The organism is Williamsia herbipolensis, from assembly GCF_036153515.1.
GTDB classification, from domain to species: domain Bacteria; phylum Actinomycetota; class Actinomycetes; order Mycobacteriales; family Mycobacteriaceae; genus Williamsia_A; species Williamsia_A herbipolensis.
This window is the reverse complement of the sequence record NZ_CP108021.1, coordinates 1,567,650-1,580,311: the sequence shown is the minus strand read 5'-3', so window position 1 is coordinate 1,580,311 and position 12,662 is coordinate 1,567,650. Positions and strand designations below refer to the sequence as shown.

The window sequence follows — 12,662 nt, the reverse complement described above, 5'->3', positions numbered from 1 at the left end:
TCCAGGTGAAGATCCGCGGTCAGCGGCTCGAACTCGGCGAGGTGGAGGCCGTCCTGGCCGCGGTGCCGGGTGTGTCGGTCGCCGCCGCGACGGTCGTCGGCACGGGCGGGGACGAACGTCTCGTCGCATACCTCGCCGGCGACATCGACCTCGGCGCGGTGGAACGGCATGTGCGCGCCGAGCTCCCGGCCTACATGTGCCCGGACACCTACGTCGTCGTCGACGAGATGCCGCGCAGTGCGGCAGGCAAGATCGATCGTCGGGCCCTCCCGGCACCCGACCCCACCTCGGGCTCCGACGGCGGGTCAGCCGACAACGCGCCGGCCACACCGACGGAGACGGTGATCGCGGGGATCGTCGCCGATGTCCTCGGCGTCGACCGCGTGTCGGTGACCGCGAGCTTCTTCGCCATCGGCGGCAACTCGCTGTCGGCGACCCGGGTGGTGGCGCGGGTGTCCGACGCCCTCGGCGTGCGCGTCGGGGTGCGCGATCTCTTCGACCACCGGTCGGTGCGCACGCTCGCCCACCGCATCGACGCGACTCGAACCGAATCCGCCTCTGATGCAGCCACGGTCGACGCAGTGCCGTTGGTCGCAGGGATCCGTCCCGATCGGATCCCCCTGTCGCCGGCGCAGCAGCGGATGTGGTTCATCAACGTCTTCGACCCGACGTCACCGGCCTACAACATCCCGTTCGCGCTGCGTCTGCACGGCGACCTCGACGTGCACGCCCTGCGGGCCGCGGTGCACGACGTGATCGCCCGCCACGAGACACTGCGCACCGTCTTCCCGGCCGATGCCGAGGGTGTCGCGTACCAGCAAATCCTCGACCCGAACGACGTCACCGACGACCTCGTGTGGCGCACCGAGGGTGTCGCGGACCTGCCGTCGGAGCCGTTCGACGTCACCCGCGAGACACCGATCCGTGCCGGCGTCGTCGCGACCGGCGCGGGGGAGCACCTGCTGGTGGTGGTGGCCCACCACATCGCCTCCGACGGCGAGTCGATCACCCCGCTCGTCACCGACCTGCTCACCGCCTACGCGGCGCGGGTCGCGGGCACGGCACCGGCCTGGGACCCCCTGCCCGTGCAGTACGCCGACGTGGCCCTCTGGCAGCGCGAGGTGCTCGGCGCGGCCGACGACCCGACGTCGGTCCTCGGTGCGCAGACCGAGCACTGGCGCGAGCGGCTCGCCGGACTGCCCGACGTCCTCGACCTGCCGACCGACCGACGCCGTCCCGCCGTCGCGTCGCTGCGGGGTGCCGACGTCGCGATCACCGTCGACGACGAGCTCGCCTCCGCCCTCGACCGACTGGCCCGCGACCACGACGCGACCCTGTTCATGGTCGCCCACGCCGCACTCGCCGCGATGCTGGCGACACTCAGCGGATCCGACGACATCGCCGTCGCGACACCGGTCGCGGGGCGCGGCCGCACCGAACTCGACGGCCTCATCGGCATGTTCGTCAACACGCTGGTGCTCCGCACCTCCGTCGCGCCCACCGACGACCTCGCCGCGCTCATCGCCCGGTGCCGCGAGGTCGATCTCGACGCGTTCGCCGCGGCCGACGTCCCGTTCGAGCACCTCGTCGATGTCCTGTCCCCGGTGCGCTCGGAGTCGTTCGCGCCGCTCGCGCAGGTGATGCTGACCCTCGCCCAGCGCGGCGAGGACACGATTGAGGTCCCCGGGCTCACCGTGACGCCCGAGAGCCCCGGTGCGCCGCCCGCCCGGTTCGATCTCACCGTCGGCCTGTCGACCACGCGGGCCACCGACGGAACGCTGACCGCGCTCGACGGCCGATTGGTCTACGCCACCGACCTCTTCGACGCCGAGACCGCGACCACGATCGCCCGCGCCTACGTCGAGGTGCTGCGGGCCATGACGACCGACACCCGGACCGCGGTCGGTGACATCGATCCGGTGTCGCCGGCACAACGCGCCGCGGTGGAGGTCTGGTCACGCGGTGCGCGGGTGTCGGTACCGCGCGAGACGCTCGCCGACATCGTGGTCCGTGCGGGCGCCGAGGCTCCCGACCAGGTGGCGCTGGTCGTCGACGACCGGCGCCTCACCCGCCGTGACCTCGCCGCCCACGTCGCCACAATGGCCCGGGAGCTGATCGCCCACGGTGTGGGACCCGATGTGGGCGTGGCGATCTGCATCGACCGGTCGGTGGAGTCGATCGTCGCCGTGCATGCGGTGATCGCCGCCGGAGGCCGGTTCGTCCCGGTCGACACCGACGCCCCGCCGCAGCGCGTCGTCGACATGACCGACACCGCAGCGGTGTCGCTGATCCTCGTCGCCGCGGGTGCGGAGCCGACGGCGCTGCGGGACAGCCCCGTTCCGCGGCTCACCGTCGACTGCGCACCGCCGGTAGGGGACATTCGACCGCTGTCCCCGATGGAACGACTCGGCGTCGTCACACCCGACTCGGCCGCCTACACGCTGTTCACCTCCGGCTCGACCGGACGCCCCAAGGGCGTGACGGTCTCACACGCCGCCATCGTCAACCGTCTGTCGTGGATGCAGGCGACGTTCATGCTGACCGGATCCGACGTGGTGCTGCACAAGACACCCACCACGTTCGACGTGTCGGTGTGGGAGCTGTTCTGGCCCATCATGTCCGGCGCGACCATGGTCGTCGCACGGCCCGATGGTCACCGCGACCCGCGCTATCTCGCCGACCTGATCGCGCGCGAGCGGGTGTCGATCACGCACTTCGTGCCGTCGATGCTCGCCGCGTTCACCGAGTCGCTCGGCATCGCGGGACCGGCGACGGGTGCAGACCTCACCTCGGTGCGCGCGGTGTTCGCCTCGGGCGAGGCCCTGCCCGCGGCGACCGCGGCCGCGGCCGTCGATCTCATGCCACGGACGTTGCTGCACAACCTCTACGGACCGACCGAGGCGGCCGTCGACGTCACCTGGCACGAGGTCCGTGACGGAGCGACGGTCATCCCGATCGGGCGCCCCGTGTGGAACACCGACACCCGCGTCCTCGACGCCCGGCTGCGTCCGGTCGGTCCCGGTGTCGTCGGCGAGCTCTATCTCGGCGGCGTGCAGCTCGCCCGCGGATACGCCCGCCGTCCCGACCTGACCGCCGAACGATTCGTCGCCGACCCGTTCGGCGCCCCCGGCGCGCGCCTCTACCGCACCGGCGACCGCGTCCGATGGACCCGCGACGGCGACCTCGACTACCTCGGCCGCAACGACTCGCAGACCAAGATCCGCGGTCAGCGCATCGAACTCGGCGAGATCGAGTCCGTGCTGGCAGCGCTACCGGGCGTCACCGGCGCGGTCGCCTCGGTCCGCGACGACCGGCTCGTCGCCCACGTCGCCGGCGCCGTCGATGTCGACGACCTACGTGCGCAGGTCGCGAGGCTGTTGCCCGCCGTGATGCGTCCCGCTGACTGGGTGGTGCTCGACGCGTTGCCGCTGACCGCGTCGGGCAAGGTCGACCGCCGTCGCCTCCCGGCGCCCGGCCCGCGCGACGCCGAGGAGATCGCCCCCGAGGACGCGACCGAGGCCGTGGTCGCGCAGGTGTTCGCCGACGTGGTGGGGCACGAATCCGTGTCGGCGACCGCCTCCTTCTTCGACCTCGGCGGCAACTCGCTGTCGGCGACCCGCGTGGCCGCACGTGTTGCCGACGCGCTGGAGGCCGAGATCGGGGTGCGCGACGTGTTCGAGGCACCCACGGTGCGCGACCTCGCCCGCCGGGCCCGGGCGTCGGCGGGGTCGTCGCGGCTCGGGGAACCGTTGGTGGCCGGCCCGCGCCCCGACCGCATCCCGCTCTCGGACGCCCAACGTCGCATGTGGTTCATCAACGCCTTCGACCCGACGTCGCCGGTGTACCTCATCCCGTTCGTGCTGCGCGTGCGCGGGACGCTCGACGTCGACGCGCTCGCCTCGGCCGTCGGTGACCTCGTGTCCCGGCACGAAACCCTGCGCACCACCTACCCGCAGGGTCCCGACGGTGCGGTGTGGCAGGAGATCTGGCCCGTCGGCCGTGCGATGGCGGCGATCGACTGGGCCGTGGTCGCCGACGATGCCGATGCGCTCGCCATCACCGGGCAGGGCGTCGACACCCGGACCGAGATGCCACTGCGCGCCCGTCTCGCGCGGACGACCGAGCAGGAGTCGCTGCTCGTCGTCACCGTCCACCACATCGCCGCCGACGGCGAGTCGACCCCCGTTCTCGCGCGTGACCTGTTCGCCGCGTACGCCTCCCGTCGCGCCGGTCGAGCACCGCAGTGGCCGCCGCTGCCGATCCAGTACGCCGACCACGCCATCTGGCAGAACCGGGTACTCGGCCACGAGGGCGCATCCGCCGCGGAATCCGTGGCGGCACAGATGGACTACTGGGACACCCAGCTCGCCGGGATCCCCCCGCTGCTGGAACTGCCCACCGACCGTCCACGCCCGGCGACGGCGTCGATGCGCGGTGCCGAGGTCGTGGTCACGATCCCGTCCGAGGTGTCGCACGCAGCCCGGGTCGTCGCGCGACGGTACGGGCTCACACCGTTCATGCTGCTGCACACCGCCCTCGCCGTACTGCTGTCGCGCCTGAGCGGCACCGACGACATCGTGGTGGGCACCGCGGTCGCCGGCCGCGGTCGGCGCGAACTCGACGACATCGTCGGCATGTTCGTCAACACCCTGGTGCTCCGCACCCCGGTCCGCGGGTCCGCGCGGATCAGCGACGTGCTCGCCGACGTCCGCCGCACCGATCTCGACGCGATCGCCCACGCCGACGTCCCCTTCGAGGACCTGGTCGACCGGGTCGAGGGCTCTCGCGCCGGTGCGGTCCGTTCGGGTGCGTTCGCGCCTCTCGCGCAGGTGCTGCTCACCGTCGCCGCGGGTGACGGCCCCTCCGATGCCGAGCGGCTGTCGGCATCGACCGGCCTCGAGGTCGAGATCGTCACCACCGAGACCACCAGCGCCAAGGTCGATCTCACCGTCGGCATCACCACGGGTGACGCCGGGCCGTGGCGGGGGACGATCGTCTTCGCGACCGATCTGTTCGACGAGCCGACCGTCGCCGATTTCGCCGACCGCCTCGTGCGGGTTCTCGCAGGCATCGTCGCCGATCCGACCGCTCGTGTCGGCGCCCTCGACATCCTGCGCCCCGAGGAGATGCCCGGCCTCGTCGCGGCACGGGAACCGGCAGCTGACCCGGTGCTGCTGCCCGACCTGCTCGCCTCGGCGGCCGCGCGGCGACCCGAGGCGGTCGCCGTCCTCGACGCACAGCGGTCGATGACCTACGCCGAGCTCGACGCCCTGACGTCGGTCCTCGCACGCGACCTCATCGCGCGCGGGATCGGCCCCGAGGCCGTCGTGGCGAGTGTGCTGCCCCGGACCGCGCTGGTGCAGGTGTCGTTGTGGGCCATCGCCAAAACCGGCGCGGTATACTGCCCGATCGACCCGCGGTACCCGGCGGCGCGGATCGCGCGCACCCTCGCCGACAGTGGGGCCACCCTCGCGCTGTGCATCGAGCCGCTGCCAATGGAGCAGGCGGGCGTCGAGTGGATCACTCTCGACGACACCATGATCGAGAACCTGCGGGCGCGGGCGGCGCTGGATCCGTCGATCGCGGCACCCCTGACCGACACCGATCGCCGCGCGCCGCTCCGCGAACACAACGCCGCCTATCTGGTCTTCACCTCCGGTTCGACCGGCGTGCCCAAGGGTGTGTGCGTGACCCACAGCGGGATCGCCGGTATGGCTGCCACGCTGCGCGATCGCCACCACAGCGACGCCGACGCGCGGTGGCTCGGTATCAGCTCACCGAGCTTCGACGTCGCCATGCTCGAGGTGCTCGGCGCCTTCGGCGGTGCCGGCACGCTCGTGGTGACCCCGCCCGACATCATCGGCGGAACCGAACTCGCACAGTGGATCACCGACCACGACGTCACCCACACGGCCATCGTCACCAGCGTGCTCGCCTCGATGCCCGACCCCGCGCGGGTGTCGCTGCGGCATGTCCTCGCCGGCGGCGAGGGTGTCCCCGACGCCGAGATGCGACGGTGGGCGTCGACCCGGGCGTTCTACGACTCCTACGGTCCGACCGAGACCACGATGGCGTGCCTCACCTCGAATCCGATCGCGCCCGAGGACACCGTGCCCCTCGGTCATCCGATGCCGGGATCGGCGGTCGTGGTGCTCGACGACGCGCTGCGCCCGGTCCCCGTCGGTGTCGTCGGCGAGCTGTACGTCCGCGGTGCGGCGTTGGCCCGCGGCTACGCGGGACGTCCCGACCTCACCGCCGAACGGTTCGTGCCGGACCCGTTCGACGATCGCCTCGGCGCGCGGATGTACCGCACCGGCGACCTGGTCCGCCGCACCCGCTCCGGAGAACTGATCTACGCGGGACGCACCGACTTCCAGATCGCGATGCGCGGCCTGCGGATCGAACTCGGCGAGATCGAGGAGGCCCTGCGCTCGCACCCGGCGGTGCGGACCGCGGGTGTCGTCGGGGTGGGGGACCCGGTGACCGCACTCGCCGGTTTCGTGGAGACGACCGATCCCGACGTCACCGCCGAGACCCTGCGGGCGCATCTCGCCGAGCGACTGCCCGGCCACCTGGTCCCGGCGACGCTGACGGTCCTCGACGCGCTACCCCGCACGCCGGTCGGGAAACTCGACCGATCGGCGCTCGCAGCCCTCGACGTCGGTCGCGCTCACGACCTGCCCGTGGAACCGCCTGCCGACGGTGACGAGCGTCTGCTCGCCGGCATCGTCGCCGACGTGCTCGGGAGGCCGGTCGCCGAGATCGGTGTCACCACAGCCTTCTTCGACCTGGGCGGCAACTCCCTGTCGGCGACCCGCGTCACGGCACGCGCCTCCGAGGCATTCGGGACCGCCGTCGGTGTCCGCGACCTGTTCGAGCACCCCGACGTCCGCGGGCTGCTCGGCGTCATCCGTTCCGACCACCGTGCCGGCGCGATCGCGATGCCGCTGGTCGCCGAGCCGCGCCCCGCCCACATCCCGCTGTCGAACGCGCAGCAGCGGATCTGGTTCCTCAACCGGTTCGATCCCGCGTCGACGGCCTACACGATCCCCGTGGTGCTGCGACTGCGCGGCCCGCTGGATACCGATGCCCTGCGCAGGGCGTTGCTCGACGTCGTCGGACGCCACGAGGTGTTGCGCACGATCTACCCGGCGAGCGGGGGGTCGCCGCGTCAGCAGATCCTCGACATCGACACCGCCGCAAAGAGTCTCGACTGGCAGGTCGCCGACGACGAGACCGCCGTCAGCGCACTCCTCGCACGCGGATTCGACGTCACGACCGACCTACCTGTTCGCGCCCGAGTGGTGGCTGTCGGAGCCGTCCGCGCGGACCCCGGCACCGATGAGCACCTCGTCGCGCTCGCCATGCACCACATCGCGGTCGACGGCGAATCGATCCGACCCCTCGTGGCCGACCTCGTCGCGGCGTACACCGCGCGGGCGGCGGGCACCCCGCCGATGTGGGAGCGGTTGCCGGTCCAGTTCGCCGATCACGCGGTGTGGCAGCAGCGGGTCCTCGGTGCCGCGGACGACCCGCAGTCGACCCTGGCGCGCCAGATCGACTGGTGGACTCAGCGACTCGCGGGTGTCGCCGACAGCATCGAACTCCCGGCCGATCGACCGCGCCCGCCGGTCGCGACCCACCGCGGGCGGCGGGTCGCGTTCACCGTGCCGGCCGCACTCGCCGACGCGGTCCGTCGCACTGCTCGCGCGCACCGCGCCACCGAGTTCATGGTGGTCCACGCGGCGCTGACGGTGCTGCTCGCCCGTCTCACCGCCACCGACGACGTCGTGGTGGCCACGCCGGTCGCGGGCCGCGGGCGTGCCGAGCTCGACGCCCTCGTCGGCATGTTCGTGAACACCCTCGCGCTGCGCACGCACGTCGATCCGTCGGTCACCCCGTCGGAACTCCTCGAGTCGCTGCGCGAGAACGACATCGATGCGTTCGCCCACGCCGACGTCCCGTTCGAGCTCCTCGTCGACCGGCTCGCCCCGACCCGGTCGGAGGCGTTCGCCCCCCTCGCACAGGTCATGCTGTCGCTCATCCATTCTGTCGGTCCCGGTGTGCACGAACCCGTATCGACCGGCGGACTCGTGATCGAGGAGGTCGACCCCGGCGATCCCGCCGCGCGACTCGACCTCTCGGTGTCACTGACCACTGCCCCCGGCGGCGGCACGTGGACCGGCGAGATGCTCTACGCCACCGACCTGTTCGACCACGACACCGTGCGTGCGATGGCCGATCGATTCCTCGCCGTCCTCGCGGTGATGACCGCGCCGTCACACACCTACGTCGCAGTCGGCGACATCGACCTGCTCGACGCCGACGAGCGGTCGCGCATCGCGGAGTTCTCGACCGGCCCGAGCGCCCCGGACGACGGTTCGGGCGACACACTGATCGACCTTCTCGCCGCGCAGCGCGCCGCCACCCCCGACGCCCCTGCCGTCACCCTCGGCGACCGGACGCTCACCTACGAGGAGTTCGGCGTCCACGTCGACGCGCTGCGTGCGCGCCTGTGGGCACACGGTGTGCGGCGTGACGACGCCGTCGCCGTCGGCATCGACCGGTCGGTGGAGATGATGGTGGCGATCCACGCCGTGGTGACCGCAGGTGCGCAGTACGTGCCGATCGACGTCGCGACCCCCGCCGAGCGGGTCCGGTCGATGCTCGACACGGCGGCGGTGGTGGCCCTGATCGTCGTCGAGGGCGTCACGATGCCCGCGATCGCGATGTGCGATGAGATACCGGTGCTCGCGATCGAGTGCGGCGTCGGCGTCGCTGCATCGCGACCGCACACCCCCTACAGCCGTGTCGCCGCCGACAGCGGCGCCTACACGCTGTTCACCTCCGGCTCGACCGGTCGCCCCAAGGGCGTCACGGTGTCGCACCGGGCGATCGTGAACAGGTTGCGGTGGATGCAGTCCGACCATCCGATCGACGGCGGCGACGTGGTGCTGCAGAAGACGCCGATCACCTTCGACGTGTCGGTGTGGGAACTGTTCTGGCCCCTGGTCACCGGCGCGCACCTCGTGCTCGCCGAGCCGGGTCGACACGGCGATCCCGCTCACATCTCTCATCTGGTGGCCCGGCAACGGGTGACCACGCTGCACTTCGTCCCGTCGATGATGGCCCTGTTCGTCGATGTGCTCCCGGCTCCGCACGGCGACGAGAGCGCGGCGACGGAGCTCGACTCGCTGCGCCAGGTGTTCGCCTCGGGGGAGGCCCTGCCGTCGGCCACGGCGCACGCGATGGCCGCGGTGGCCCCGCACGCCCGCGTGCACAACCTCTACGGCCCCACCGAGGCCGCCGTCGACGTCACCCGACACACCGTTCTCGACGGCGAGATGTCCACGCCTATCGGCACCCCGGTCACCGCGACGACCACCTGGGTGCTCGACGCGCGACTCCGACCGGTCCCCATCGGTGTCACCGGCGAGCTCTACCTCGGTGGCGTCCAGCTCGCCCGCGGATACGCCGCCCGCCCCGACCTCACCGCCGATCGCTTCGTCGCGAACCCGTTCGGCGCCGGCGGGGACAGGCTCTACCGCACCGGCGACCTCGTCCGATGGAACCGCGACGGCGAGCTGGAGTACCTGGGCCGCAGCGACTTCCAGGTGAAGCTGCGCGGACAGCGCCTCGAACTCGGTGAGATCGAGGCCGTGCTCGCCGGGGTCGCCGGCGTCACCCATGCCGCCGTCGCGGTGGCCACCACCACGGCGGGGGACATGCTGGTCGGCTACATCTCCGGCACCGCCGATCTCTCCTCGGTCACCGACGAGGTGGCCCGCCTGCTGCCCGGGTACATGCGGCCCACGCGGTGGGTGCGCCTCGACGAGTTCCCGCTGACGAGCTCGGGCAAGGTCGACCGTCGCGCCCTGCCCACACCCGGAGTGGTCGATACGGCACCGACACCACCCGCCGATGCCGTCGAGCAGGCCGTTGCCACGATCGTCGGCGAGGTGCTCGGGCTCCCCGCGGTGTCGGTGACCGACAGTTTCTTCGACCTCGGCGGGAACTCGTTGGCCGCGATGCGCGTGATCGCGCGCATCGACGAGATGTTCGGCACCGATCTCGGTGTGCGCGAGCTCTTCGACCACCCCACGGTGCGCGAGCTCGCACCGCGTCTGCAGACCTCGCGTCCGGCGGTCGGGGAACTGCGACGCGGTCCTCGCCCCGACGACATCCCGCTGTCGTTCGCCCAACGCCGCATCTGGTTCATCAACCAGTTCGACGTCACCTCCGACGTCTACACCATGCCGGTCGTGCTCGATGTCCATGGAGCCCTCGACCCGGAGACGCTGCGGCACGCGGTGATCGACGTCGTCGGGCGACACGAGGCCCTACGGACCACCTACCCGCTCACCGACGACGGGCGACCGGTACAGCGGATCGCCTCCCGGGAGGACGCCGAGCGGGTGTTCGAGTGGACCGCGCTCGATCCCGCACCGGGGGAGAGCCGGTCGGCCGTCGACCGTGCGATGGCGCTGTGCCACCGCGGTTTCGACGTCACCACCGACCTCCCGATCCGCGGCGCGGTGATCCGCACCGACGTCGACACGCATCGACTGGTCGTCGTGATCCACCACATCGCCGGCGACGCGGTGTCGCTGCAGGTCCTGGCCCACGACGTCTTCGACGCCTACCGCCGGCGCATCACCGGGGCCCCGCCCGCAGACCCGACCTCGATCGGCTACGCCGATCACACGCTGTGGCAACACGACACGCTCGGTGACCTCGACGACCCCACATCGATCCTCGCCGCCCAGGCGCACTACTGGTCGCGGCGGCTGGCGGGGATCCCCGACCGCATCGACCTCCCCGCCGACCGTCCCCGCCCTCCGGTGATGGACACGACCGGCGGTCGGATCCCGTTGCGGTTGGGGCCCGATCGCAGCGCCCGCATGGTCGATCTCGCGCGGCGGACCGGCACGACGACGTTCATGGTCGCGCACGCGGCGTTGTCGGCGACCGTCGCCGCCCGCGCCGATGTGTCCGATGTCGTCATCGGCACACCGGTCGCCGGGCGTGGTCACGTCGCGACCGCCGACGTGGTCGGCATGTTCGTCAACACCCTCGCGCTACGCACCGAGCACCGCCGCGACGACACCGCGACGACCTTGCTCGCGCGTGTGCGCCGCGACGACGTCGACGCCTTCGCCCACGCGGATCTGCCGTTCGAGGTGCTCGTCGACCTGGTGACGCCGACACGATCGACCGCACATGCCCCGATCTACCAGATCGCACTGAACTACCTCGTCGACAGCGTCACCGCCGGTGAGGAACTCGTCGTCGGGTCAGCCGACGCGGGTCTGACCGTGGTCCCGGTCGACGTCGGATCCGAGCCCGCCAAGGTCGATCTCGCGGTGGGATTCGCCCAGCGCTCCGCCGACGGCGTCGTCGAGATCGATGGCTCCATCACCTACGCCACCGCGCTGTTCGACGAGACGACGGTGCGCGATCTCGCTGCCGCCCTGATGGCCACGATCGACACGATGACCGCGGATCCGGACGCGGTGCTGACCCCGGGCGTCCCGGTCGACGCGCACCGCGACACGGTGGCGGCGACACCGGTCGAGCCGGAGACGCACACCGAGTTCGTGGTGCCCGCAGGGCATCTGGAGGAACTGATCGCGGGCGTCATGGCCGAGGTCACCGGTGCGGTGCGGGTCGGTGCGACCGACAGCTTCTTCGACCTCGGTGGCAACTCTCTGGCGGCCGCTCGCGCCGCCGCACTGATCCGGCGGCGCACCGGTCTCGAGGTGGAGTTGCCGTGGATGTTCGCCGACCCGACCAGTCGTGGTCTGGCCGCACGGATGGCCGACACCGCGGGGCCGCGGCTGACCGATGAGGTTCTCATCGCATTGCGCGCGAACGGATCCCGTCCGCCGCTGTTCTGCGTACACCCTGCCGGCGGCCTCGCCTGGTTCTACGGTGGCCTCGCGCCGTACCTGGCCGACCGTCCGATCTTCGGCCTGCAGGACCCGCATGTGATCGGCGGTGAGCCGTCCGAGGCGTCGGTCGCCGATCTTGCGGCGCGCTACGTCGCCGAGATCCGACGGGTCGCGCCGAACGGTCCCTACCACCTGCTGGGGTGGTCGGTCGGGGGATACATCGCCCAGGCGATGGCGACCCAACTACGTTCCGCGGGCGACGACGTCGCATTCCTCGGGGTGATGGACGCGGCTGTCGACGATCCGGATGCGCCTGCCCCGCACGCCACCGCCTCCGATCCGTCGGTCGCCGAAGCCGTGTCGACGTCGGGTGTCGCGGACCTGTTGGGCGGATGGCGCACGTTGTTCGACATCGACGAATCGATCTCGGCCGCGGACACCGATCAGGTGGCGACCGTGGTCCGCGACCAGATCGCCGGGTTGGGTCTGCTGTCGAGCGATCAGGTCGACCGCATCATGTCGAGCTTCGACACCTCTGCGCGCATCGTCGCGGCGCACCGCCCCGAGGTGTTCGACGGCTCGATGCTGGTCTTCGTCGCCACCGCCGACAAGGACGATCCGGCTGCGGTGGGCGAGAGTTGGCGTCCGTATGTCGCCGGGACGGTCACCACGGTCGATGTCGACACCCATCACCTCGGCATGGCCGACGCCGCCTCGTTGCGGGTGATCGGACCCGAGGTCGCCCGTCGACTCGACGCCGGGACCGACTGA

The 12,662-nt window shown here is 71.7% G+C and carries 1 protein-coding gene (only partly in view); it reads left to right on the top strand.

The genetic code is table 11. The features are described 5' to 3' along the window. Window positions 1-12,662: the final stretch of a non-ribosomal peptide synthase/polyketide synthase gene (locus tag OG579_RS07315; RefSeq protein WP_328858604.1), read on the top strand. Its footprint begins 27,172 nt before the window's first position; only the last 12,662 of its 39,834 coding nucleotides appear in the window; its start codon lies beyond the left edge, outside the window; the stop codon is at window positions 12,660-12,662.